The 24,522-nt window shown below is 68.9% G+C and carries 24 protein-coding genes and 1 tRNA gene; 8 read left to right on the forward strand and 17 right to left on the reverse strand.

The genetic code is table 11. From position 1 onward, the window contains the following. Positions 1-94: 94 nt before the first annotated feature. Positions 95-271, reverse strand: coding sequence for a hypothetical protein (locus tag B079_RS35135; RefSeq protein WP_018544946.1), 177 nt, complete (start codon positions 269-271; stop codon positions 95-97). Beyond that, positions 268-996 carry a hypothetical protein gene (locus tag B079_RS35740; RefSeq protein WP_018544947.1) on the reverse strand — a complete coding sequence of 243 codons (729 nt, stop codon included), beginning with the start codon at positions 994-996 and terminating at the stop codon, positions 268-270. Before B079_RS35740 ends, B079_RS35135 begins: the two co-directional genes overlap by 4 nt. A gap of 452 nt (positions 997-1,448) precedes the next feature. Here B079_RS35740 and B079_RS0106400 point away from each other — a divergent pair, with 452 nt between their 5' ends. From B079_RS0106400 to B079_RS0106415, 4 genes are all read left to right on the forward strand, one after another. Beyond that, positions 1,449-1,976: a DUF6879 family protein gene (locus B079_RS0106400; protein ID WP_018544948.1), complete on the forward strand. Its 528-nt coding sequence runs from the start codon at positions 1,449-1,451 to the stop codon at positions 1,974-1,976. Positions 1,977-2,004: 28 nt separating this feature from the next. Further along, positions 2,005-2,871 (forward strand): helix-turn-helix domain-containing protein, encoded by an 867-nt coding sequence (locus B079_RS0106405; RefSeq protein WP_018544949.1) that lies wholly within the window; start codon positions 2,005-2,007, stop codon positions 2,869-2,871. A 39-nt stretch (positions 2,872-2,910) separates the two neighbouring features. Next, the gene (locus tag B079_RS0106410; RefSeq protein ID WP_018544950.1) at positions 2,911-3,444 is read left to right on the forward strand and encodes a DUF6879 family protein; all 534 of its coding nucleotides are present in this window, start codon (positions 2,911-2,913) and stop codon (positions 3,442-3,444) included. 74 nt (positions 3,445-3,518) lie between these two features. Then, positions 3,519-4,034: a DinB family protein gene (locus tag B079_RS0106415; RefSeq protein WP_018544951.1), complete on the forward strand. Its 516-nt coding sequence runs from the start codon at positions 3,519-3,521 to the stop codon at positions 4,032-4,034. Here the strand turns inward: B079_RS0106415 and B079_RS0106420 are convergent. The 5 genes from B079_RS0106420 to B079_RS31450 form a co-directional block, all read right to left on the reverse strand. Next, the gene (locus tag B079_RS0106420) at positions 4,031-4,438 is read right to left on the reverse strand and encodes a hypothetical protein (RefSeq protein WP_018544952.1); all 408 of its coding nucleotides are present in this window, start codon (positions 4,436-4,438) and stop codon (positions 4,031-4,033) included. The two genes, B079_RS0106415 and B079_RS0106420, sit on opposite strands and share 4 nt — an antisense overlap. An 85-nt stretch (positions 4,439-4,523) precedes the next feature. Further along, positions 4,524-4,596, reverse strand: a tRNA-His gene (locus B079_RS0106425). A gap of 94 nt (positions 4,597-4,690) precedes the next feature. Further along, positions 4,691-5,293 carry an oligoribonuclease gene (gene orn / locus B079_RS0106430; protein WP_037801301.1) on the reverse strand — a complete coding sequence of 201 codons (603 nt, stop codon included), beginning with the start codon at positions 5,291-5,293 and terminating at the stop codon, positions 4,691-4,693. Positions 5,294-5,421: 128 nt separating this feature from the next. After that, complete coding sequence (locus B079_RS0106435) at positions 5,422-6,642, reverse strand: helix-turn-helix domain-containing protein (protein ID WP_018544954.1); 1,221 nt, start codon at positions 6,640-6,642, stop codon at positions 5,422-5,424. A gap of 378 nt (positions 6,643-7,020) precedes the next feature. Continuing rightward, entirely contained in the window at positions 7,021-7,332 is a 312-nt protein-coding gene (locus B079_RS31450) for a hypothetical protein (protein ID WP_018544955.1), read from the reverse strand. A gap of 382 nt (positions 7,333-7,714) precedes the next feature. Between B079_RS31450 and B079_RS0106445 the strand changes: the two genes are divergently transcribed. Further along, positions 7,715-8,242, forward strand: coding sequence for a universal stress protein (locus B079_RS0106445; protein WP_018544956.1), 528 nt, complete (start codon positions 7,715-7,717; stop codon positions 8,240-8,242). 303 nt (positions 8,243-8,545) lie between these two features. Here B079_RS0106445 and glmS read toward each other — a convergent pair whose 3' ends face one another. Both glmS and B079_RS0106455 read right to left on the reverse strand, forming a co-directional pair. Continuing rightward, positions 8,546-10,363 (reverse strand): glutamine--fructose-6-phosphate transaminase (isomerizing), encoded by a 1,818-nt coding sequence (glmS, locus tag B079_RS0106450; protein ID WP_018544957.1) that lies wholly within the window; start codon positions 10,361-10,363, stop codon positions 8,546-8,548. A gap of 27 nt (positions 10,364-10,390) precedes the next feature. Then, positions 10,391-10,648: a hypothetical protein gene (locus tag B079_RS0106455; RefSeq protein ID WP_018544958.1), complete on the reverse strand. Its 258-nt coding sequence runs from the start codon at positions 10,646-10,648 to the stop codon at positions 10,391-10,393. 165 nt (positions 10,649-10,813) lie between these two features. On the opposite strand from B079_RS0106455, the gene B079_RS0106460 reads away from it, so the two are divergent. Beyond that, on the forward strand, positions 10,814-12,400 hold the full coding sequence (locus B079_RS0106460; RefSeq protein WP_018544959.1) for a purple acid phosphatase family protein: 1,587 nt from the start codon (positions 10,814-10,816) through the stop codon (positions 12,398-12,400). Between the two features lie 100 nt (positions 12,401-12,500). Here B079_RS0106460 and B079_RS0106465 read toward each other — a convergent pair whose 3' ends face one another. The 8 genes from B079_RS0106465 to B079_RS0106500 all read right to left on the reverse strand — a co-directional run bounded on the left by B079_RS0106465 (position 12,501) and on the right by B079_RS0106500 (position 22,908). Then, positions 12,501-14,270 carry an IucA/IucC family protein gene (locus tag B079_RS0106465; RefSeq protein ID WP_018544960.1) on the reverse strand — a complete coding sequence of 590 codons (1,770 nt, stop codon included), beginning with the start codon at positions 14,268-14,270 and terminating at the stop codon, positions 12,501-12,503. Continuing rightward, positions 14,267-14,800, reverse strand: coding sequence for a GNAT family N-acetyltransferase (locus B079_RS0106470; RefSeq protein WP_018544961.1), 534 nt, complete (start codon positions 14,798-14,800; stop codon positions 14,267-14,269). The genes B079_RS0106465 and B079_RS0106470 overlap by 4 nt, the downstream gene beginning before the upstream one ends. Then, complete coding sequence (locus B079_RS0106475; protein WP_026248414.1) at positions 14,797-16,071, reverse strand: lysine N(6)-hydroxylase/L-ornithine N(5)-oxygenase family protein; 1,275 nt, start codon at positions 16,069-16,071, stop codon at positions 14,797-14,799. The genes B079_RS0106470 and B079_RS0106475 overlap by 4 nt, the downstream gene beginning before the upstream one ends. After that, complete coding sequence (gene desA / locus B079_RS0106480; protein WP_018544963.1) at positions 16,055-17,497, reverse strand: lysine decarboxylase DesA; 1,443 nt, start codon at positions 17,495-17,497, stop codon at positions 16,055-16,057. Before desA ends, B079_RS0106475 begins: the two co-directional genes overlap by 17 nt. A gap of 609 nt (positions 17,498-18,106) precedes the next feature. Further along, positions 18,107-19,156, reverse strand: coding sequence for an ABC transporter substrate-binding protein (locus B079_RS0106485; RefSeq protein ID WP_026248415.1), 1,050 nt, complete (start codon positions 19,154-19,156; stop codon positions 18,107-18,109). Between the two features lie 209 nt (positions 19,157-19,365). Beyond that, positions 19,366-20,139 (reverse strand): twin-arginine translocation signal domain-containing protein, encoded by a 774-nt coding sequence (locus tag B079_RS0106490; protein ID WP_026248416.1) that lies wholly within the window; start codon positions 20,137-20,139, stop codon positions 19,366-19,368. Beyond that, the gene (locus tag B079_RS0106495) at positions 20,136-20,627 is read right to left on the reverse strand and encodes a hypothetical protein (protein WP_018544966.1); all 492 of its coding nucleotides are present in this window, start codon (positions 20,625-20,627) and stop codon (positions 20,136-20,138) included. Before B079_RS0106495 ends, B079_RS0106490 begins: the two co-directional genes overlap by 4 nt. A gap of 37 nt (positions 20,628-20,664) precedes the next feature. Beyond that, positions 20,665-22,908 carry a glycoside hydrolase domain-containing protein gene (locus B079_RS0106500; RefSeq protein WP_018544967.1) on the reverse strand — a complete coding sequence of 748 codons (2,244 nt, stop codon included), beginning with the start codon at positions 22,906-22,908 and terminating at the stop codon, positions 20,665-20,667. A 241-nt stretch (positions 22,909-23,149) separates the two neighbouring features. Here B079_RS0106500 and B079_RS0106505 point away from each other — a divergent pair, with 241 nt between their 5' ends. Together B079_RS0106505 and B079_RS0106510 are read left to right on the forward strand one after the other, a co-directional pair. Further along, positions 23,150-23,602, forward strand: a complete 453-nt coding sequence (locus B079_RS0106505; RefSeq protein ID WP_037801303.1) for a hypothetical protein — start codon at positions 23,150-23,152, stop codon at positions 23,600-23,602. A gap of 32 nt (positions 23,603-23,634) precedes the next feature. Beyond that, positions 23,635-24,519 carry a hypothetical protein gene (locus B079_RS0106510; RefSeq protein WP_018544969.1) on the forward strand — a complete coding sequence of 295 codons (885 nt, stop codon included), beginning with the start codon at positions 23,635-23,637 and terminating at the stop codon, positions 24,517-24,519. Positions 24,520-24,522 lie beyond the last annotated feature (3 nt).

The raw sequence follows: 24,522 nt of genomic DNA on the forward strand, positions 1-24,522 counted from the left end.
GGACAGCGGTCAAGCCGCGGCGGCTTCTCGGCGGCAGTAGCGCAGCACGATACCCGGACCCGGTGCCGCCTCCGGCGCCGTACCCCGAGGATCTTCAGCGTCGCCTCCGCACCGGGGCGCACGGCTCCCTGTGACGGTACGCGTCCGGGGCGAACCCGGTGCCGGACTCGACGGGGATGACGTCGTAGTGCTCACCGGGCTGGAAGTAGTGGCCGCATCGGGCGCAGGCGGGGGTGATGTACGACGGCGGGGGCTCGGGTTCGGGGTTCATTTCCGCCCTTCCCGGCCCATCCACGCGCGCTCGGTCCGCTCGCCGGTGCAGGGGCGGCAGGCGCGAGGGAACCAGCGCTGGGGTGTGGGCAGTTGACCGAAGTCGAGGAAGGCAGTCTCGGCGGTGAGCGGGGTTCCGCACCAGACGCAGGCGCGGCCCCGTAGGCGGTCGTCGGGCACGGTGTCGGGTGGGGGAAGTTCCTGAACGAGAGCGCTCAGTGCCTCTGCGTCGGTCCTGTGTGTCTGCCCCAACTCCCGTCTGCCGTAGGCGATGAGAGCCAGCACGTCCTCGGCGCGGCACAGGTGGTGTCGGCGGTGGGGCGGGGTCACCCAGAAGGAGCCGGGCGGACCGGTGACGGTGAGGTCGGGCACGCCCAGGTACGTGCCGTGGCTGAGGAGCGGGGTCTCCGGGTCGCCGGGCCAGCCGTCCTGGTGGGGGACCAGGGCCCAGTAGGTGGGGCCGAGGGTTCGTACGTCATGGATGACAGGGCCGTTGAGCGCGTCACGGGCATCTCCACTGCCGACGGCGGCGTGGAGGAGGTCGCCGGGAATGCGAACGGCATCGAAACACGAGCCGAGCGGCAGCAGCGCGATGCCACACCTGCTCCATTCCCGCCGGGCCTGCTCGGGGGAGGGGTGCGCGCCTGCCAGCCAGTCCCGGACCACTTCGGGAGGATCGCTACGGGAGGGGAGGACGGCGGACTGGGTGGTGTGGCCGTGCTGCATGCGAGGCTCCCTCGGAGGAGGCGGTCCCCAGGGGCAGAGATGCCTTGGGGGCGGGTCGTCCAGCCGACGGTAGGGAAGTGATGTGCGCCGCTGCGAGTGATGTTCATGAATGTTCAGAGCCGCTACTCACCGCAGTTCATCGGCCTGAAGAAGCTTTTGATCCGACTGCCGGGCGAGGCGAAAGTGCGTACATCCATGCACAGCCAGAGCGCTGGAGGGCGTCGAGTCATTACGGTTCATCGGGATCCACCCGAGCACCGGGCAGGGTGAGAGCCCGCCGTCTGAGTGGATCAGACGCGGCAAGCTCGTGATCCAGGGGTGGAAGCCGGATACGGCGACACGGATGAAGCGCTTCGCCTTCGAGGTGTCCGGCCACACGGTTGGCATTTCGAGCACGACCAAGTAGTCCGTGTCTTGAGTCCGTAGGAACGCGACCCCGAGAGAGGCGTGCGATGTCACAGAGATCGCCGAGCCGCGCTGAACTGCTGGACAGCGCCGCCGAGTCGGCCGTCCATCTGGAGATGCGGGACGCATACGGCGTGGCCGGTGAAGCGGCGGACTTCGCTCGCTGGAAGGAGACGGGTGAGTTCGACGACGACCCCGAATCTCCGTACTGGGCGCCCTGGACCGAGCTGGTGCGTCGTACCGTCGCGCGCGGAGTCTCCGTCCGCAGGGCCCGCATCGTCTCCGAGCCCGTGAGTGACTACATTCGCTACGAGCACGCCGGGACCGGCGTCAACGTCGCGGCCGGTGAGCAGGTGCGCTGGCTGCCGCGTCGACGGGCCTCCGATCTCTGCCTGCCGGGCAACGACTTCTGGCTGATCGACGGCAGACTCGTGCGCTGGAACCACTTCACCGGCGACGGTGCGAGCGCGCCTGGCGAGATCACCGAGGAGCCCGGGACAGCCCGGTTGTGCGAGGCGGCGTTCGAGACGGTGTGGGCCCGGGCCGTCCCGCATGCCGAGTACAAGATCCAGTAACGCGACACGAAGGGTCCAGCCGCGCTGCATGGCCGCCACCCCGTCCCCGTCCTCTTCCGCCCAGGCCGCACGCCAGCGCGTCGCCCGACGCCTGCGTGATCTCCGGGCCGACGCGGGACTGACCGGGACCGAACTCGCCGTGCTCTGCGGCTGGACGCACCCCAAGACCTCCCGCCTGGAGAACGGGCGCACGCCGCCGTCCCCCGACGACATCCGCCGCTGGTGCCGGGCGTGCGGCGCGGAGGACCAGACCGAGGACGTCCTCGCGCAGTCGAGAGACGCCGAGTCCGCCTACATGGAGTGGCGACGGCAACTGCGCCCCGGCCTCAAGCGTTTGCAGGACAGCTACGTCGACCTCTACCGCCGCACCGAGCTGTTCCGCATCTACTCGCCCACGCTCGTGCCCGGCCTGCTCCAGACCGAGGGGTACGCCCGCGCCCTGCTGACCGGTGTGGCCGAGCTGTACGACGCGCCCAACGACGTGGACCAGGCCGTGGCCGCGCGCCTGGAGCGCTCGAAGGTCATCAGCGAGCCGGGTCACCGCTTCGTCATGGTCATCGAGGAGAACGTCCTCCACCACCGGCTCGGCGACGCCGACGCGATGGCCGCCCAACTCGGTTATCTGCTCACCGCCGGCGCCCTGCCATCGGTCTCCCTCGGCATCATCCCGCACACCGTGCAACGGGGGCTGTGGCCGCAGGAGTTGTTCCACGTCTACGACGACGAGCTGGTCTCTGTCGAGCTGATGGCCGCGCGGGTACGCGTGACCCAGCCCACCGAAGTCGCCCTCTACCTCAAGGCATTCGAACAGCTCCGCTCCATGGCCGTCTACGGCCCCGACGCCCGAGCCCTGATCCGCCGAGCCATCGAGGCGCTGGACCAGCCAGGGGTGTGACAGGCACGGGCACGAGACCACTGATCAGGGAGGCATGTGATGTCGTCGAACGTGCTGCCAGTCGAGTTCACCGACCTTCTCGCGTCCGCGCAACGGTCCGCCGTCCACCTGGAGATGCGTGACGCGTACGCCGTCGACTACGAGCGCGGCCCCTTCGCCAAGTGGCGTGAGGGATTCCGGTACGACCCCGCCGACCGCGCGTCCTGGTGGCGGCCCTGGCTGGACCTGGTGCGGGAGACGGTGGCCCGGGGTGTCGTCATCCGCCGGGCCCGGATCGTCTCCGAGCCGGTGAGCGAGTACACCCGCTTCCTGTACGACAACACCTTCACCAACGTGGCTGCCGGAGAGCAGGTGCGCTGGCTTCCGCGCCGCAGGACCGGCGCGATCGCTCTGCCCGCCAACGACTTCTGGGTCATCGACGGACAGGTGGTCCGCTGGAACCACTTCACGGGATCGGGCGCGTCCGCGGGCGGGGAGGTCACGGACGACCCTGCAGCGGCGAAGCTGTGCAGTGAAGCCTTAGACGCCGTCTGGGCGCGAGCCATCCCGCACGACCAGTACGAGATCCACTGACCCGCGCCATCGAGGCGCTGGACCACCCGAAGAACTGAGTCGACAGGTACCCCACGCCGCGCCAGACTCCCCCGATGACCCAACGAACCGACACACCCCCCACCTGGGACGAGCGTGCGCAGCTCACCACCTTTCTCGACTACGCCCGGGACACCGCGCGGGCCAAGTGTGAGGGGGTGTCGGAGGAGGGGGCTCGGATGGCGCCGCTTCCGGGGTCGCCGTTGATGACGTTGTGCGGGCTGATCAGTCATCTGCGGTGGGTGGAGTACTACTGGTTCCAGGTGATGTTCCTCGGGGAGGAGCTTGAGGGGCCGCTGGCCGGGGCCACCGAGGATGATCCGGACCCCGAGATGCGGACGGCGGTCGACATTCCGTTGGCGCGGCTGCTCGCCGAGTACGAGGAGCAGAGTGCCCGTTATCGGCGGCTGGTGGCCGAACGTGAGCTGGATGCGAAGGCCAAGCGACCCATCGGGGACGGGCGGTACGTCGATCTTCGCTGGGTGATCCTGCATCTCATCGAGGAGACCTCCCGGCACAACGGCCATCTCGATGTCGTACGGGAGCTTGTCGACGGGCGGACCGGGGCTTAGCCCGTCTCGTCCACGTGGGTCAGTCGGCCGTCGGTCAGGTGCCAGTACCTCTGGTGGGGGGTCAGGCGCCAGGTTTCGGTGGCGGTGAGGCCCTGGGTGATCCAGGTGTGGAGCTGGGGGAGGGCCTGGGCGCGGAGGAGGGGGCGGATGGTGGCGCGTTGCGGGGTGGGGACCGGGTGGACGTAGAGGGAGAAGCCGACCGAGTCCGGGTGGATGCCGCGGCCGTAGGTGCGGGGGAGCGGGGCCACCCAGGACGCGCTCAGGACGATGGACCCGCTGTCCACGCCCGTGAGGAAGTCCAGGTGTGTCACGTGGGTCATGAGCGGGCCCAGGTGCTCGGTGATGTCGGTCGTGGTCAGGGGCCAGGCGCGGCCTCGGGGCAGGCGGCGGTTTCGTGCGGACATGACAGGGAGAGTGGCAGAGAGGGCGCCCGGTGCGGAAACGACTTTGGGCCGATCCGTCGGAACGGATCGGCCCAAAGTCCATCAGGGTGAGTGACGGGACTTGAACCCGCGACATCCTGGACCACAACCAGGTGCTCTGCCAGCTGAGCTACACCCACCACGACCGGCGGTTGAACGTGTCGTTCCCCGACCGGCCGAGAAGAAGTCTACAGGGTTCTCGGGGGTGCTCGCGCACACGTTTCCGTGTGGGGGCTACTGCGGGGGCAGGACGTACTTCGCGGCGATCGTCCGGGCCGTTTCGGAGTCCGGGCCCGGCTGGGGGACGAAGACGGCCTCGCGGTAGTAGCGCAGCTCGGCGATGGATTCGCGGATGTCGGCAAGCGCGCGGTGGTTGCCGTTCTTCTCCGGGCTGTTGAAGTACGCCCTCGGGTACCAGCGCCGGGCCAGCTCCTTGATCGAGGAGACGTCCACGATGCGGTAGTGGAGGTGCGCCTCCAGCGTCGGCATGTCGCGCAGCAGGAAGCCGCGGTCGGTGCCGACCGAGTTGCCGCACAGCGGCGCCTTGCCCGGCTCCTTGACGTGCTCACGGATGTACGCGAGCACCTGCTCCTCGGCGTCGGCCAGCGTCGTACCGCCGGCCAGCTCCTCCAGCAGGCCGGACGCGGTGTGCATCTGGCGCACCACCTCCGGCATCGTCTCCAGCGCGGCGTCCGGCGGACGGATGACGATGTCCACGCCCTCGCCGAGTACGTTCAGCTCGGAGTCGGTGACGAGGGCGGCCACCTCGATGAGCGCGTCGTCGGACAGCGAGAGGCCGGTCATCTCGCAGTCGATCCACACCATGCGATCGTTCATGTGTCTCACCTTACGGTGAGCCGACCCCACCTGAACCCGGCCGTGCGCGAGGTATGGGGGGAGGGGGAGGGGCGTGTGACGTCCGCCCTCTTCCCCCTCCCCGATGATCCCTACGGGATCCCCTACGGTCAGACCCCGCCCCGCGCCCCCGGCAGCAGACTCACCGCACCCGCCGCATGCCTGCGACTCTGCAGCGGGACTCCCCCGTCACGCTCCGCGTGCAGTACGGCGGGCACCTGGCCGACCACGCCATGGCCGGCCAGGCCGACCGCGGTGCCGGTCACACCCGGCGGCGGCAGCGGCGACTCCTGCTCGACCGGCCGTTCGCCCTGCGGCCTGCGGGCCCGGTAGGCGGCCCGGTAGGCGGCGGGGGACGAGCCGAGCTGGCGGCGGAAGTGCCCGCGCAGCGCGACCGGCGAGCGGAAGCCGCACCGGCCCGCGACCTCGTCCACGGAGTAGTCCGAGGTCTCGAGCAGCCGCTGTGCCTGGAGCACCCGCTGGGTGATCAGCCACTGCAGCGGCGCGCTGCCGGTGAGCGAGCGGAAACGGCGGTCGAACGTACGGCGGCTCATATAGGCGCGTGCCGCCAGCGTCTCCACGTCGAACTGCTCGTGGAGGTGTTCCAGCGCCCAGGCGACGACCTCGGCCAGCGGGTCGGCGCCGATCTCCTCGGGTAAAGACCTGTCGAGATAGCGCTCCTGACCGCCACTGCGGCGCGGCGGGACCACCAGACGCCGGGCGAGCGCGCCCGCCGCCTCGTTGCCGTGGTCCGTCCGCACGATGTGGAGACAGAGGTCGATCCCGGCCGCCGTCCCCGCGGAGGTCAGTACGTCGCCGTCGTCCACGAAGAGTTCCCGTGGATCGACGTGCACCGACGGATAGCGCTTGGCCAGCGTCGGCGCGTACATCCAGTGGGTGGTCGCCGGGCGGCCGTCCAGCAGGCCGGCCGCCGCCAGGACGAACGCCCCGGTGCACAGGCCGACGATGCGGGCCCCCTCCTCGTGTGCGCGGCGCAGCGCGTCGAGCGCCTCCTCCGGCGGTGGGGAGGTGATCGAACGCCAGGCCGGTACGACGACCGTCCCCGCGCGGGAGATCGCCTCCAGGCCATGCGGCGCGGTGAGTTCCAGGCCCCCTGTGGTCCGCAGCGGGCCGTCCTCGCCCCCGCACACCAGCAGTCGGTAGCGCGGTACTCCGGCGTCCTGGCGGTCGATGCCGAACACCGAAAGCGGTATGGAACTCTCGAAGATGGGGCCGCCGCTGAACAGCAGCACCGCGACGATCTCCTTGCGGCGTCGCCCGGCGAGCTTCCGGGCTGCGGCATCCGGCGCTGCGGTGGAGTCGTGGCTCATACTGCTAAGCCCCCCTCGGTGGTCGCGGCTCCTCGGTTGTGTCGCTCCTGCACGTTTCCCCTCGGTCCTGCACGAGTCCCCCGCCGTAAGACAGTCAAGATCGAATCTACTGGCTGCCGTGGTCTGCCGGTGGCCAGTTCTCCACGTCACGCATTGTCGACATGACAACTTGGCGTGAAGCATTCGATCACGAAGGGTTGCACTCGTGGGCCGCGCAGGGAAGTGCGCCTCAGCGTGGTGGCCAAACCGCATAGGGTGCGTGGGGTCTCGTGGACCCTGTTTGTGCAGGTGGAACGGGGGATGAAGGGTGGTTGCGACCCCTCCGGAGCGATATTCAGAAGTTGGCTGAAAAGCAGCGTTCCGAGGCGCGGAAACCGGTCAGTCAACCGGTGTCTGTCGTTCCGCCTTCGTCGCGGCGCGCTCGAAGTGGCGAAGGAGCGCCCAGCATGTTCCCGTCACGGCGGTCAGGCCAAGGCCCGCCCCTGCGGCGGTCACCGGCGGGGCGCCGCACCACAGCAGGACGACGGGGACGAGCAGGCACCCGAACACACCCCAGCCGATCACGTCACGCACGGTGTCCGGCGCGGACGGCACGGACGGTGCGGACGGCGCCGATGAAGCCGACGGGCCGCCCTGCGCGGCCGACGACTCGGCGCGCGGTGCGGCGGCGGTGGGCCGGGCTGCGGGCATCGGACTGCTCCCTGGGGGCTGCGGTTCAGGGGGTTCAACGCGGCCGGGCCCGGTCGGTCACCGGGCGGACCCGGATTTCCGTACAACGGTCATGGCGCGATGGTCACCTCCCGGCCCCCGGCCGGTCCCGCCCCCGTCCCCTGATCCCGTACAAAACCGCGTGTACGGGGCAGCGACCATTGCGCCCCGCGCGTCGCTCGTGCATTCTCCGGGGAACCCCCTGGGGCACCCCGGAGGGCCGCTCACGGAGCGTGCGGGAGATCTGGGCTCGGGAGGCGTGCCGCCGTACCCTTGGGGGTATGGGCTTGGGAAGACGAATCCCGGACACAGCTCCGCCGCACGATGTCCCCCTCCCATAAAGGATCACAACGCCGAGACAGCCATGGCCGGTCACGAATTCTTCGAACCCGCGGACCGCAAGCGGCCGGTTGCCGAACCGACGGCGGCCGACCCCCTGGCGGCGGAAGAGGCACGCCCTTCCTGCGATCCCGCCTTCCAGCACGGAGTGGTCGTCGGCTTCGACGGCTCCACCTCCAGCGAGCGCGCCCTCGCCTACGCGATCGGCGTGGCCTGGCGATCCGGCTCCGGCCTGATCATCGTCCATGTGGCCAACCGGCTGCCCACCACCGTGTGGGCGGGCTGCGAGCCGCCCGTCTTCGTCGATGTGCCCGACCACCGCACCGAAGTGCTCGGTCTTGAGCTGGCCTGCGCGGACCATCTCGCCGAGGTGCCCTGGATCCTGGTCGAGCGCGGCGGCGACATCTGCCATGAACTCGAGGAGGTCGGGCGGGAGTACGAGGCGGACGCGATCGTGGTCGGCTCGACCCACGGCCTGGTCGGCCGTCTCTTCGGCTCGGTGGCGGGGCGGCTGGCCAAGCGGGCCCGCCGCCCGGTGATCGTGATCCCCTGACGTCCCGTAAGGGGCGCGTTCAGGACTGTGGAACACCCAACGCGCCTGCTGGTGCGCCCGGTTGAACCGTCATCCAGGTGTCCGGAAGCCCCCGGCGGGGCATGAACCCGCCGGGGGCTTCGGTGCGTGTCGCAGCGCCGGCGGGTGACGGCCGCCGGCCGAGGGGGCGGCACGGAATGGACCCCCACGTGGCCACGTAGGGGTCCGTTCTCCTCTTTGCGCCTAAACCGGCGCCGCTCTCGCGGAGGTGGTTGCTCGCCGCGGGGGTTGCTCAATTGTCGCTTCCGCCCGTGCGGGGATTTCCTATTCCACCGTGACGGACTTCGCCAGGTTGCGCGGCTTGTCGATGTCGCGGCCCAGGGCCTTCGCCGTGTGGTAGGCGAGCAGCTGGAGCGGGATGCCCATGAGGATCGGGTCCAGCTCGTCCTCGTTCTTCGGGACGATGATCGTCCGGTCGGCCTTCTCCTGGTCCTGGTGGGCGACCGCGAGGATCTGACCGCTGCGGGCCTTGATCTCCTCCAGGGCGGCGCGGTTCTTCTCCAGCAGGTCGTCGTCCGGGACGATCGCGACCGTCGGCAGCGCGGGCTCGATCAGGGCCAGCGGACCGTGCTTCAGCTCGGAGGCGGGGTAGGCCTCGGCGTGGATGTACGAGACCTCCTTGAGCTTGAGGGAGGCCTCACGCGCCACCGGGTAGCCCCGGACACGGCCGATGAAGAGCATCGAGCGGGCGTCGGCGAACTGCTCCGCCAGCACCTTGATCTCCTCCTCCTGCTTGAGGATCTCGGTGATCTGCTGGGGCAGCTTGCGCAGGCCCTCGATGATCCGCTTGCCGTCGCGCACCGACAGGTCGCGGGTGCGGCCCAGGTGCAGGGCGAGCAGGGCGAAGGCGACGGTCATGTTGGTGAAGCACTTGGTGGACACCACGCAGACCTCGGGCCCGGCGTGCACGTACATGCCGCCGTCGGCCTCGCGGGCGATCGCCGAGCCGACCACGTTGACCACGCCGAGGACGCGGGCGCCCTTGCGCTTCAGCTCCTGCACGGCGGCCAGCACGTCGTACGTCTCACCGGACTGGGAGACGGCGATGTAGAGGGTGTCGGGGTCCACGACCGCGTTGCGGTAGCGGAACTCGGAGGCGGGCTCGGCGTCGGCGGGGATGCGGGCCAGCTCCTCGATCATCTGGGCGCCGATCATGCCCGCGTGGTACGAGGTGCCGCAGCCGAGGATCTTCACGCGGCGGATCTGGCGGGCCTCACGGGCGTCCAGGTTGAGGCCGCCGAGGTGCACGGTGGAGAAGCGGTCGTCGATGCGACCGCGCAGCACGCGGTCCACGGCGTCGGCCTGCTCGAAGATCTCCTTGTGCATGTAGGTGTCGTGGCCGCCCATGTCGTACGAGGCGGCCTCCCACTCCACGGTGGTGGGCTCGGAGCTGGTCCGGGTGCCCTCGGTGGTGTAGGTGCGGAAGTCGTCGGCCTTCAGGGTGGCCATCTCGCCGTCGTCCAGGGTGACGATCTGGCGGGTGTGGGCGACCAGGGCGGCGATGTCCGAGGCGACGAACATCTCCTTCTCGCCGATGCCGAGGACGACCGGGGAGCCGTTGCGGGCCACCACGATGCGGTCGGGGAAGTCGGCGTGCATGACGGCGATGCCGTAGGTGCCCTCGACGACGCGCAGCGCCTCGCGGACCTTGTCCTCCAGCTTCTCGGCGCTCGAGCGGGCGACCAGATGGGTGAGGACCTCGGTGTCGGTGTCCGAGAGGAATTCGACGCCGTCCGCCTCCAGCTTGCGGCGCAGGTCGGCGGCGTTGTCGATGATGCCGTTGTGCACGACGGCGACCTTGCTGTCGGCCGACATGTGCGGGTGGGCGTTCACGTCGGAGGGGGCGCCGTGGGTGGCCCAGCGGGTGTGGGCGATGCCGGTGGTGCCCTTGAAGCGCGCCGGGACCTTGGCCTCCAGGTCGCGCACCCGGCCCTTGGCCTTGACCATCTTCAGACCGGCCGACTTGGGGCTGGAGACGACGATGCCCGCCGAGTCGTAGCCCCGGTACTCCAGGCGCTGCAGGCCCTCGAGGAGGAGGGGAGCGACGTCGCGCTTACCGATGTATCCGACAATTCCGCACATATGAAGTCTTCCCTCACCCTGGAGTTCTCAGCCGTAGACCATGCGGCGCAGTTGCCTGAGCGTCAGCTCCGGCGGCGCCACGGCCCGGTATTTCAGGTCTGCCTCGATCTGTTCAAAGATCGCTGTGTTCCGCAGGCCGTCGGCCTGCAGTTCACGGTGGCGGCGACGGACGTACTCCTGGGTCGTCTCGTCGAAGTAGGCCAGCACGTCCTGGATCACCCGCAGCGCTTCGCCCCTGTTCAGCGGGGTGGAGCGCGTCAGGTGATCGACAAGTTCCTCGTGCACCCGGTAGATCCTCGGGCACGATCGCGACTTTCGCAAGAATCTTGCCCGAAATCGGGCAAGCGCCTGTTGGGGGTCCGATGGGGTGCTGTTAGCCGGAAATCCACCCGGCGTCCCGGGCGGCGTCGCCCGCGCGGGGCACCTTCTGGTGACATGGACATTCCTCGTATGGGCGTACCCGAGAAGCTGGCCGAGCGCATGAGCATGGCCGAGCAGCACGAATATCTGCGCTCCAGGTTCTCCCGGCGGACCATGATCAGAGGCGGCGCCGTGACGGTGGGCACCGTCGTGGGCGGCGCGTTCGTCTCCGGCGCCTCGGCCCAGGCGGCCCCCGCGAGCGCCCCCGCCACCGCCGCCACGATCCCCGCCCACCGCCCCGCCGAGACCGTCGACGGCGCCCTCGTCGCCCCCTTCGGACGCCATCTGGCCTGGGGCAACGACCCGCGCACCGAGATCACCGTCTCCTGGCAGGTGCCCGTCGCGGTCAAGCGGCCCTTCCTCCGCGTCGGCGCCCACCCCTGGGACCTCTCCCGCAAGATCGAGGCCGAGGTCCGCACCCTCTACACCCCGGCCGGAGTCGGCGCGAGCGGCGACCACACCCAGTACTACGTCCACGCCAAGCTGACTCACCTGCGCCCCGGGCAGACCTATTACTACGGCGTCGGCCACCAGGGCTTCGACCCCGCCGCGCCCCATCTGCTCGGCACCCTCGGCACCTTCACCACCGCCCCCGCCGGGAAGAAGCCGTTCACCTTCACCGCGTTCGGCGACGAGGGCGTCGGCTACCACGGCCTGGCCAACAACGCCCTGATCCTCGGCCAGAACCCCGCCTTCCACCTGCACGCGGGCGACATCGCCTACGGCGACCCGGCCGGCCAGGGCAAGACCACCGACACCGGCTTCGACTCGCGCACCTGGGACCAGTTCCTGCACCAGACCGAGTCCGTCGCCAAACAGATCCCCTGGATGCCCGCCTACGGCAACCACGACATGGAGGCCTGGTACTCGCCCAACGGCTACGGCGGCGAGGAGGCCCGCTGGACCCTCCCGGACAACGGCCCCGACCGCAAGAACCTCCCCGGCGTCTACTCCTTCGTCTACGGCAACACCGCCGTGATCTCGCTCGACGCCAACGACATCTCGTACGAGATCCCGGCGAACCTCGGCATCTCCGGCGGCACCCAGACCAAGTGGCTGGAGACCCAGCTGAAGAAGTACCGCGCCGCGAAGGACGTGGACTTCATCGTGATCTTCTTCCACCACTGCGCCTACTGCACCTCCACCGCGCACGCCTCCGAGGGCGGGGTACGGCAGGAGTGGGTGCCGCTGTTCGAGAAGTACACCGTGGACCTGGTCATCAACGGCCACAACCACCAGTACGAGCGCACCGACGTGATCAAGGGCGACAAGGTCGTCAAGAAGCTCCCCATCGGCGGCACCGCCTACCCGGAGAGCGAGGGCGTCGTCTACGTCACCGCGGGCGCGGCCGGCAAGAGCCTGTACGCCTTCACCGCGCCCGACTCCTACGAGGGGCACGAGCACGAGGTCGAGTCCGTGGCCTCCTTCGTCAACCTCAAGGACGGCAAGCGCGACGAGGCGGTCACCTGGTCCCGGGTGCGCTACCTCGACTACTCCTTCCTGCGCGTGGACGTCACGCCCGCGCCGAAGGGGCACACGGCGAAGCTGACCGTGTCGGGCATCGCGGAGACGGGTGAGCGGATCGACCACTTCACGGTGGCGCGCAAGGCCAGGTAGCGCGTCGCGCGGCACGGGAACGGGCACCCCGGAGGACCGTACTCTCCGGGGTGCCCGTCGTCTCTGTGCCCGTCTTGTCCGTGCCCGTCTCGCGGGCCGCTCAGAACGCCGCGAGCGGGTTCTGCAGGGTGCCGATGAGCTGGAGCGCGCCGGACGGGTCCGCGAGGTCCACCATCTGCTTGTTGTTGCGCAGCTGGAGCCGGTTCAGGCAGGACAGCGCGAACTCGGGCGCGAACATGTCGTACTGCGCGAACTTCTCCGCCAGCTGCGGGTTCGCCGCCTGGTACTCCCGGGTGATCTCCGCGACCGTGCCCCAGAACTCGTCCTCGGTGAGGATGCCCTCGGCCGCCAGGTTGGACGCGAGGAAGCGGAAGAAGCAGTCGAAGACGTCCGTGAAGATCGACAGCAGCTTCGTGTCCTCGGGCACCTCGACCCGGATGCGCCGGACCTCGGGCGGCAGCACCGCGTCCGGGTCCATCACGGCGATCTCCTCCGCGATGTCCTTGTACACCGCGCGCCGGACCGCGCCGTCCGCCAGGACCAGGATCACGTTCTCGCCGTGCGGCATGAACACCAGGTCGTAGGCGTAGAAGCTGTGCAGCAGCGGCACGTAGTACGCGCGCAGGTAGTCGCGCAGCCAGTCGGCGGGTGCCTGCCCGGAGCGCTCGATCAGCGCGCCAGCGAAGGAGGCGCCGTCCTGGTCGACATGGAGCAGCGAGGCCATGGTCGCCAGCGACTCGCCCTCGGCGAGCCGGGACACCGGGGACTCCCGCCACAGCGCGGCCAGCATCTTGCGGTACGGCGAGTAGCGGTCGGTCGCCCGCTCGTACTCCAGGTGCCGGTAGCCGACGGCCGCCTGCTCGCGGATGATCGTCAGGCCCGTGCCGCTGAGCACCGGGTCGTTCTCGATCAGCTGGGCCAGCCAGTCGTTGATCGCCGGGGTCGCCTCCATGTACGCGGCCGAAAGACCACGCATGAAGCCCATGTTGAGGACGGACAGGGCCGTCTTCACATAGTGCTTCTCCGGGTGCGAGGCGTTGAAGAACGTCCGGATGGACTGCTGGGCCAGATACTCGTCCTCGCCCTCGCCCAGGCACACCAGATGGCGGCGGGCCACCTCGGCGGCGAAGGTCACGCTGAGCTTGTTCCACCACTGCCAGGGGTGGACCGGGATCAGCAGATAGTCCTCCGGGTCGAGACCCTGCGCGGTGAGCACGCCCCGGAAGCGCTCCAGGACGGTCTCGCCCAGCTCGCGCCGGAAGAACTCCTCGTACTCGACGCCCGCCCCGGCGGTGAACGCGGCGCGCGAGCGGTGCGCGGCCAGCCAGACCAGTTTCAGCGGGCTCGCGGTCTCCGGCGCGTACGCCAGATACTCGTGCACACCGAAGCCGAGCCGCCCGTTGTTCGCGACGAAGCACGGGTGGCCCTCGGTCATCCCGGTCTCGATCTCCTGGAACGAGCCGGCCGCCAGCTCCTTCGCGGTGACGCGGGGCTTGGTGAGCTTGTAGCAGGTGCCGGACAGGGTGGAGGAGATCTCCTCCAGGTAGACCGGCAGGATCTCCTCGCTCAGGCCGAGCGCTTCCTTGAACTCGATGAAGAAGTCCAGGGCGGCGAGCGGGAGTTCGGAGCCGTCGCGGTGCCGGGTGATCGAGTCTTCGGCGATCTGCCAGTGGTCGAGGCCCCGGCGTACGGCGGAGAAGCGGTACGCGGTCAGTTTGTCGTCGCTGCGGACGACGTACTGCTCCCCGTCCTCCTCGGGCGTGAGCAGCCGCTCATGGGCGAACTCCGCGAGGGCTTTGCGGATCAGCAGGCGGTTGGCCTGGTCCCAGCGCTCGGGGGAGAGATGGGCGACGGAGTCGGCGAGGCTCATGCGGCCACCCCCGTCGCCGCCTCGAACCGCTCCCGCGTGCAGAAGCTCAGCAGGGCGCGCTTCTCCGGCTTCTCTATCTCGCGCTCGGCCTCGAAGCCGACGGCCTCGTTGAGCACGTGCACGGCCTTGTTGCGCACGTCCGGCTCCACGACCACGCGCCGGGTCGCCGGGTCCGCGAACAGATGGGCCATCACGGCCGTGATCACCGACCGGGTGAATCCGTGCACGGGCGTGTCCGTGGGCGGCACCAGGAAGTGCATCCCGACGTCCCCCTCCTGAGGCTCGTACAGCCCGACCAGCTCCCGGTGGGCCGGGTCGTAGCTCTCCATCAGGAAGACCGGCGCTCCGGACTCGTCCAGACCGAGGAAGGCGTGGTGGTGCGGGTCGGCCGCGATCTCCATGTAGGCGCGCTCGACGTCCACCAGGCGTGCGTCCTGCATCATCCAGAACGCGGCCTTCGGGTCGGTGACCCAGCCGTGGACGAGCCGCGCGTCCTTCAGGGGGTCGAGCGGGCGGATCGTGAAGGTCATACGGCGAACTCCTGGAAGGCGATGGTCTTCTCCACCGGGTAGTACTCCCTGCCGAGCAGGTCGCGGATGATGGAGGCGTTCCGGTAGGGGCCCATGCCCAGGTCGGGGCTGGTCACGCTGTGGGTGTGGACACCCGCGTTCTGGAGGAAGACGCCCCGGCCCGTGGTGTCGATCGCGTAGTTGCGGGCGATGTCGAAGTTGCCGTGGGAGTCGTAGCGCAGACGGTCGCGGACCGGCTTCAGGAACTCCGGCTCGCGGTACTGGTAGCCGGTGGCGAGCACCAGGCCGTCGCTCTCCAGCTCGAAGTCCTTGCCCTGCTCCTCCTGGCGGAAGGCGAGGGTGTAGCTGCCGTCCTCGTAACGGGCGCTGGTGAGGGCGGAGTTGGTGAGCAGGCGGGTGGGGACCGGGCCGCCGAGGTTCTTCTGGTAGAGCAGGTCGAAGATCTCGTTGATCAGCTCGCCGTCGATGCCCTTGAACAGGCCCTTCTGCGCGGTGGCGAGCCGGTAGCGGGTGTCCTCCGGGAGCGCGTGGAAGTAGTCGATGTACTCCGGGGAGGTCATCTCCAGCGTGAGCTTGGTGTATTCGAGCGGGAAGAAGCGCGGGGAGCGGGTGACCCAGTTGAGCCGGTAGCCGTGGACGTCGATCTCGCTGAGGAGGTCGTAGTAGATCTCCGCCGCCGACTGGCCGCTGCCGACCAGGGTGATGGAGCGCTTCTTCTGCAGCTCCGCCTTGTGCTGGAGATAGCGGGAGTTGTGCAGGAAGTCGCCGCCGAGGTCCTGGCACGCCTCGGGGATGTACGGCGGGGTGCCGGTGCCGAGGACCAGATGCCTGGCGCGGTAGGTGTCACCGGCCTGCGTGTGCACGGCGTACACGCCGTCCTCGTACGTCACTTCGGTGACCGTGGTGCTGAACCGCACGCTGGTCAGCTTGTTGGCCGCCCAGCGGCAGTAGTCGTCGTACTCCACGCGCAGCGGGTAGAAGTTCTCGCGGATGTAGAACGAGTACAGACGGCCTTTCTCCTTCAGGTAGTTGAGGAAGGAGTACGGCGAGGTCGGGTCGGCCAGGGTGACCAGGTCCGACATGAACGGCGTCTGGAGGTGGGCGCCTTCGAGGAACATCCCGGCGTGCCACTCGAAGTCGGGCTTCGAGTCGAGGAAGACGCCGTTCAGCTCGTCGATGGGCTCGGTCAGACAGGCAAGGCCGAGGTTGAAGGGACCGAGGCCGATCCCCACGAAGTCAAGGACGGGGCTGGCTTCAGGAAGCGCGGTCAAGGGACTCTCCCAGGTACTGCTCGGCGTGGCCGGCGATCAGATCGAGGACGGCGGCGATGTCGGCCGCGGTGGTCTCGGGGTTGAGCAGGGTGAACTTCAGGTAGTGGCGTCCGCCGACCTTGGTGCCCGCGACGACGGCGTCACCGGAGGCGAACAGGGCCTTGCGGGCGTAGAGGTTGGCGCGGTCGATCTCGGCGGGGTCGGTGACCCCGGCCGGGATGTAGCGGAAGACGAGGGTGGACAGGGACGGGGCCACGACCACGTCGTAACGCGGGTCGGTGGCAAGGAGCTTCCAGCCCTCCTGGGCCAGTTCGCAGACCTCGTCGAAGAGTTCGCCGATGCCGTCCGCGCCCATCACGCGCAGCGTCATCCACAGCTTGAGCGCGTCGAAACGGCGCGTGGTCTGGAGGGACTTGTCGACCTGGTTGGGGATGCGCTCCTGGACCATGCGGCGCGGGTTGAGGTACTCCGCGTGGTAGGTGGCGTGGCGCAGGGTGGCCACGTCGCGCACCAGGAGGGCGGACGAACTCACCGGCTGGAAGAAGGACTTGTGGTAGTCCACGGTGACCGAGTCGGCGCGCTCGATGCCGTTCAGCTTGTCGCGGTGCTTGAGCGAGGTGAGCAGGCCGCAGCCGTACGCGGCGTCCACGTGCATCCACACGCCGAACTGCTCGCACAGCTCGGCGATTTCGGGGAGCGGGTCGATGGAGCCGAAGTCGGTGGTGCCCGCGGTGGCGACGACGGCCATCGGGACCAGGCCGTCCTGGACGGCGCGCTCCAGCTCGTGGGCGAGTGCGACGGTGTGCATCCGCTTGTCGTGGTCCACGGGGATGGTCACGACCGCGTCCGGGCCGAGGCCGAGCAGTTTCGCGGACTTCTTCACGCTGAAGTGGCTCACCTCGGAGGTGAACACCCGCAGTTTGTCCAGGGATTCGGCCTTGGCCTCCTCGCGGGCGAGCAGCAGGGCCTGGAGGTTGGACTGGCTGCCGCCGGAGGTGAAGACCCCGTCGGCGTTCTCACCGAGGCCGATGCGCTCGGTGGTCCAGTCGATCAGTTTCCGCTCGATGAGCGTGCCGCCTGCCGACTGGTCCCAGGTGTCCAGCGAGGAGTTGACGGCGGAGAGCACGGCCTCGCCGAGCACCGCCGGTATGACGACCGGGCAGTTGAGGTGGGCGAGGTAGCGGGGGTGGTGGAAGTAGACGGCGTCGCGGAGGTACAGCTCCTCCAGCTCGTCCAGGACGGCGGCGGTGTCGCCGAGCGGGCGGTCCAGGTCGACGGCGTCGATGCGGGGGGTGAGGTCGTCGACGGTGACGCCGGTGAACGGACGTTCGGTGGTGGCCAGTTTGGCAGCCACCCGCTCTACTCCTTCGGTCACGGAGCGGCGGTAGTGCTCCGCGGTGAGGCCATTGAGCAGGTGCGAGCGCATGTGGGGGTCCTCCGAGGGGACTGTCCGTGCGGGAACTTCAACTTAGGTTAGCCTAACCTAAGTTAGCTCGGGGGTGATCACGGGGGTGCGGTGACGGGGGTCACGTCGGCGTTGCGCTTGGCTTTGGCGGGTGGGGGTGCCGGGGGTGCGCGGGGTGGCCGGGCGCGGGTGCGGACGTCGCGGTTGCGAGGAGAGGTGACGCGGACACGCGTCGGAGCGGTGGGGGTGGGGGGAGTGGGGGCGCGTCTCAATGGCCCGCGGGTCGCGTGGCCGGGCGGCTCCGGGGCTGCGTCGATCGGGCCGGACGGATTCGCCACCCCGCGCACGGTGGAGCCGCGTGTCGAAGTGGCTGAGGGAGCGCCGGTCATGGCCGCCCTCCGCGGACCGGACTCCCGCCCACGGTATGCGGCAGGAGTCCGGTCCGCGGAGGGCGGCGGTTCTGGGGGTGACCGGAACGGCGGCGGCCCGAGCCCCGACGCCGCCCGTCCGCGCCGAGGCGAGGAGCAGATGCGAGGTGACTCGGCTGCCGCGCCGCGGTCTCCTGAGCCCGGCCCGGCTCTCCGGGTGCTTTCCCGGGCGGCCGGGTTCAGGAGACGGGGGAGCGGGAGGTCAGCTGACCTTCTTGGCCTTCTCGATGGCCTCGGCGAGATTCGTCAGAAGCGGGACGCACTTGTCGTAGGAGAGGATCGGCTCGGGAGAGCGGGAGATGACCTGGCCGGCCTTGACCGCGGGGAGCTTCTTCCAGGTCGCCTTGGTGATGTCCGCAGGCTGGATCGTCGAGGCGCGGTCGTCCATGATGATCACGTCGGCGGGGTACTTGTCGACGTTCTCCCAGCTCAGGGTCTCGTACCAGCCACCGGTGGACTTCTTGGCCTTCTCCGGGGGCTCCACGAGGTTCACGCCGAGGGCCTTGAAGTACTCCAGGTCGATCGAGTAGTGCGAACCGGAGACGTAGAAAACGTCCTGGGCGGCCGAGCCGGCCAGCACCTTGATCTCGGGGCGGGCCTTCGCGGCCTTGCGCAGCCGCTCGGCGGCGGCCTCGAACCTCGTCTTCGCGTCGACGGCCTTCGGCGCCTTCAGGTCGGCGCCCAGCGACTTGGCCAGTGCGGCCATGTGCTCCAGGGACACGGGCAGTTGGCGGTTCCAGGCGGCGATGCCCACGCTCGGGGCGATCTTGGCGATCTTGGCCTTGGACTCCTCCGGCACGTACCAGAGGGTGCCGGAGGAGTCGAACACCGTGGTGATGAGCACGTCCGGCGCCATGGCCGCGTACTTCTCCACGTTGAACTGGCCCCAGACATTGCCAAGGACCGTGACCTTGCTGATGTCCATGTCGCCGGCCTGCACGTCGGCCTTGCCGTCCTTGGTCCTGGTCGGGCCGAAGACGCCCTTGACCTGGATGCCGTAGTCGTAGAGGGCGGCGCCGACGCCGACGAACGCGACGATGTTCGAGGGGACGGCGTCCAGCTTCACGGTCGTGCCGCGGTCGTCCTTGAACGACCAGGGGCCCGACGCCTTGCCGGACGTCGACCCGGTTGCCGAGCCACCGCTTTTGGCGTCGTCATCCCCACAGGCCGCGAGCACGGCGCCGAGACCGAGGGCACCACCAGCGGCGAGTATGCCGCGGCGGGTGAGGTGGGTGGCACGGACGTTGGGCATGGGCATGCTGCTTTCGAAGGGGGCGGAGCGCCCGCCGGACAATTCGAAAGTAGGTTAGCCTAACCTCATATCTTGTCCAGTGATCGGCTCCTCTGTGACGAAACCGGTGAACCTTCCACGGACCTGCATTGACACGGAGCCAGGCCCAACTCCGTCGTTGTGAACGGTCGTTGGGCCTGACTCGTGCGGTTGTCCCGGCCGGTGGGCGACTACGCGGCCGTCTTCTGTTCGCGAGCCAGGGCCTTGGCCGCGTCGCGGCGCTTGCCGGACAGTACGTCCACCGGGGCGCCGGCGCCCTTGCCGGGCTGCTTCTCCCAACCGCGAAGCTTGGCGACCACCTTGGCCAGCAGCGGGCTGCCCGGCTTCACCGCGACGTAGAACAGCGACTCGTCGGGCGTCTTGTCGTCCCCGCCCCAGCGGACGACGCCTTCGAGTTCGGCGAGGATGTCGCGGATCACCAGTTGCTGCGGGGTGAAGAAGCCGCCTCTGGCACCGCTCGGGTAGTGCTCCGGACGGATCTGTACCGCGGTCCCGGAAGCCTGGTTGGCCTCGGACAGCCTGCCGCGCACCGTGCTCGGGCTGCGCCAGCCGACCACATCGCCCCCGCGCAGCTCGTCCACCTCGTAGTGGAACCGGCGGATGACGTGAACGAGCACGGTCTCCACGTCGCCGATCCGTACGGCGACGCCCTTGACGGGGGTGCCGGGGACCGGCCGGGTCCACACGAACCCGCCCTTGTCGGTGGTCAGTTCCATCTCCCAGCCGTTGGGGCTCGGCTTGCCGGACTGGGTGCGCTTGCCACGGGCCAGCGCACGGCGGGCCGCGTCCCTGAGGTGCTTCGGCTGGGCGTATCGGTTCGCCGCGTGCGCGGGCGAGGCGAGGTACTCGGAGAAGGGCAGCGTGGCCGCTGCCGTGGCGCCCGCGATCACTGCGGTCCGGGCGAGGAAGGTACGGCGGGAAAGCGTGCGGCGGGAAGAAGTCATGAACGCCTTGTCTCTCTCTTGAAGTCCCGAGTGGCCCGGCGCTCGGTTTCCAGCAGGCTGAAACCGCCCAGCGCGACGGCGGCGAGTGCGAGAGCGCCCACCGCGGGGTTGATGTAGCCGGGCACGCCGATCGAATAGGTGGTACCGCTCTTCACATGGCAGCCGAGGCCGAGGGGGATGTAGGTGGGCCGGTAGGAATCGATCTCCAGGACCCGCGCCGGACCCACCGCCGCCTTGCAGCCGAGGTCCCGTCCCGTCTCGTCCAGCGTCAGCAGATGCAGGGCACCCCAGGCGTAGAGGCAGGCCGCGCCGGCCCCCGCGAGCGCCGCGAACGAGCGCAGCTGGACCAGCAGGCCCGCCCGTCTGACGCCGTGGCGGGCCACCGTCGCGAAGCCGTAGACGGCCAGTGCGGCGGCGGCCGACAGGCCGAGAAGAACGAGGAGAAGCAGCGCCAAGGGGTTGTGCCCCTCGTACGGGTCCGTGGACATGGTGCTCCTGACTGCAGATGTGTCTGACCGTGCCGGACTACCGCCGGGACAGTCCGTTGTACTTCTCGAAGAGCTGGTAGAGCGCCATGCGCTTGTTCGCGTGCGCCTCGGCCTCGTTGCCCCAGCCCTGATAGCGGCGCAGGACCTGGAAGATCTCGGACTGGGTGTAGTCCAGGCTCATGGTGCGCATGACGCTCTCACCGCTCGGCGGGTTCTGGCCGCCCGCCTTGCCGGACGCGTCCCACAGGTGGATGAGGGGGACGGTGCGGATCGAGTAGGCGTTGTCCTGGTTGACCTTGTGCCACATGGTCCAGATGTCGGGGTCCTTGGCGGGGTCGAGGATGGTGCCCTGGACGATGCCGGCCTGGATGCAGTGGTTCCAGGCACGGATGCCCACCTCACCACTGATCTGCGCGATACCGGTGGAGGAGTCGCGCTTGGGGACGATGCCGTCCGCCCCGCTTCCGGTGTGGTAGAGGGTGACGGCGGCATCGACGCCGAGGTCGACCACGTCGTAGTGGCGCATCTCCCAGTAGGCCGAGGTCTGGATCAGCGCCTTGCGCATGTTGTACGCGTTCGACAGCTGGGTGATCAGGCTGTCGTGGGACATGATCGTCTCAAGACACTCGGTGTGTGTGAAGATCCGGGTGATGTCCGAGTCCGGGAAGCCGATCTGCTGCATGTAGGTGCTGATGTCGGCGTGCAGGATGTCGTAGTACGACGAGAAGTTGAACGCGGTGTCCGGGTCGCTGTCGAGGTACGACGCGTTGAAGGAACCCTCACCGATGTCGCGCCCCGAGGCGATGTTGTGGTCGACCTCGATGGCACCGTCGCCCGAGCCGAGCACCCGCGTGACGACCTGGTCGTAGGCCCAGTTGGCCGGTAGCGGATAGCCGTAGTTGCCGGAGAAACCGCTGGACATGTCGGAGACGAAGCTCGCCGTGGCGTGGCCCGCTTCGGACACCCGGATGCAGACGTTGCGCGGCCCGTAGACACCGACCCGGTAAGGGTTGTTGTACATCGCCAGGGCGTCCTGGACACCCTTGAAGTAGGGCAGGACGCTGTCGGTCACCTCGTAGTCGTAGGCGTCGAAGTCGACCGCGAAGAAGATCCGGGCACCGTTCTTGAAGCCGTGGCGCTGGGCGGCGGCGATGGCGGCGAGACCGTCCGCGCTCCCGGAGGGGTAGCTGTAGCCGCTGGCGTCGCGGCCGTAGGTCTGCCAGATCGGGAAGCAGCGCAGCCCGTTCTCGGCGATGGTCTGGAGCTCGCCGGCCTGGATCTCCTTCTCGTAGGGCTTTCCGCCGGTGGCATTGATCAGATAGCGGCCGATGTACTTGACGCCCTCGGCCTTGAGGGCCGCCGCGCGGGCGGCGGTGATCTTCGTGACGCCGTCGCAGGCCTCGCCCCTGCGGTTCTGGTCGCCGTACGAGACCAGGAGGGACGCCCAGGTGGAGAAGTCGCCCCTGCCGGTGACCGGGAGCTTCACGAACGCCTGGAACGCGGCCGTCTCACTGGCGACCGTGCTGTTGAAGAGGGAGGTGAAGGGCGTCGCCGAACGGCCGTTGAGGATCAGCGCGGCGCTGTACAGCTGCGCCCAGGTGCCCGCGGACCCCTCGGAGAGCGTGTGGTCGGCCAGGCCCGACCTGGTCCCCGGGCCGAACACGCCGTTGGCGGTGCCGTCGGCCATGCCGAGCTCGTACTGGATGGCGTACAGCATGGACGAGGACACGGTCCGCGAGTGGTGGCCGTCGCACGGCACGATGAAGAAGTCCTGGCGCCCTATGTAACGGCCGTTCAGCCACTGCTGGATATCACGGATCGTCGAACTGCCGCCGTTCACCACGACATAGGGGTCCATGTTGAGCAGCGCCTTGAAGACCTTGGGGTAGAGGGCGCCCTCGTCCGGGAACGACGGAAGCACACCCATGTCGATCTTCAGCTTGCGCACCGAGTCGGCGACGCGGCTGTTGTACGTCCCGTCCATGTCGCCGCCGTCGTAGCCCTTGCAGTAGAGCCCGGCCTGGATGATACGGGCGAAATTGGCCGACGGGACATTCCCGTTCTTCAGCACGGGATACTTCGACTGCAGGGTGTTGAGAGTCGTCGGTCCGAAGGTGTTGGAGAGCGAGCTGATTCCGAGTTCGAGCTGGAGGGCGCGGGTGAGCGCGTACATCACGGTCCAGCTCGTCTGGCCGTTCTCCTCCAGCGGCTCTATGCCCAGCATGTTGGGATATGTCGTATTGATGAAGCGCTGGGCGCGGATTACCATCTCGTCGGCCATGCCGAAGCTCGCTTTCGCTGAGAGGGAATGCCGGGCGCGGAGGCGACGCGGTTGACCCGTCGTGTGCGCAGCGGCTGTTGATTCTTTGCCAGCCGGGCCCGGGGTGGGAAGGCTCTGGCGTAATTGCGCCGATGCGCCGTGAACGTGGGGTCGGCGGGGTGGCGTAATGACGTCACATTCATTGGCAGCCGCTTCTCGTGATGCCAGGATCTACGCTCGACCCAGCCCGAGGAGATGAAATATGCGAGCCTTCAGCGCAGCCCTGACCGCATCGGTTGCCGCCGGAATGCTGGTTTTCACGGGAAATCCCGCGCACGCCGAGGACCAGCTGGACCTGAAGAACTGGATGCTGGCCTGTGAGTCGGGAAACAACTTCAAGTTCGAGCTGCATTACAACTCCGACAACAAGGGTGCCTGGCGTGACTTCGGCTACGCCGTCGCCAACTTCGACTCCGTGTACAGCGGTCAGGGATACAAGCCCCTCGTGTTCTGCGACAACGGTGCCGGCGGGTTGCAGAAGGTGAAGAACAACGCCGCGTCGGCGCACAACAGACACACGTCGTACGGCGCGTGCGTGTACTACAACAGCTGGTTCAACGGGGCGAAGGACGCGCTGCAGCCCGCGGTTCCCGCCCCGGTGAGCCGGAACCTGGTGAACACCTACAACCAGAACGCCTCCTTCCAGTGGTGCTGAGAACGACGCGAGCACGGGGCGCACTCCGCCGGATGCGCCCCGTGCTGGCCCTCGCGCTGGCCCTGCCGCTCGCGGCGGGGTGCGGCGGCCAGGACGCAGGAACCGGCTCCGACCCGGGAGCCGGCCGTGCCGCCGACCCCGCGAACCCGGCCACCTGGGTCCTCCCGCTCCAGGCGTACATGCCGGACCCGGAGCAGGAGGACCTGCTCTTCGACGCCATCGAGCAGGCCAAGTCCGTGTGCATGAAGAAGTTCGGGTTCGACTACCACCCGGCCGAACCGCTGCCGGACATGGGCCCGGACACGCTCACCGACCTCCGGTACGGCATCCACGACCGGCACGTCGCCGCCACGTACGGATACAAGCCCGCCGGTGACATGCGCGCGTACCAGCGGGAGACGCAGCGCCTTATGGAGGCGTCCGAGCTCGGCCCCGAGGAGGAGGCGGCCATGACCGGGAAGCGGGACGGCTCGGCCGTCGGCGCGAAGCTTCCCGAGGACGGCTGCGGCGGGGAGGCGTACCGCCGGATCTACGGCTCCCTGCACCCCCTGTCCACGCTCGCCATGGACCTGAGCAACGAGGCGTACACGAAGGCGCAGCGGGCCGAGCCGGTACGGAAGGCCTTCCGGTCCTGGTCGAAGTGCATGGCCGACAGCGGCTACACCTACGACGAGCCCCTGGACGCCCCGAACGACCCCGCGTTCGGCGCGCCGACGGCCGGACCCGAAGAGATCGCCACCGCCCTGGCCGACCTGAAGTGCCGGGACACGTACAAGGTGGCGGATGTCTGGTTCAAGGAGGAGTCCGCGCTGCAGCGGCAACTGGGCGAGAAGCACGCCCAGGAACTCAAGGCGGCCGACCAGGTGCTCGAGCGGGCGCTGAAGGCCGCGGCACGCATCACCGGGTCCGGTTCCTGAGGA

The sequence above is a fragment of the Streptomyces sp. LaPpAH-108 genome, assembly GCF_000373625.1.
Lineage (GTDB): Bacteria > Actinomycetota > Actinomycetes > Streptomycetales > Streptomycetaceae > Streptomyces.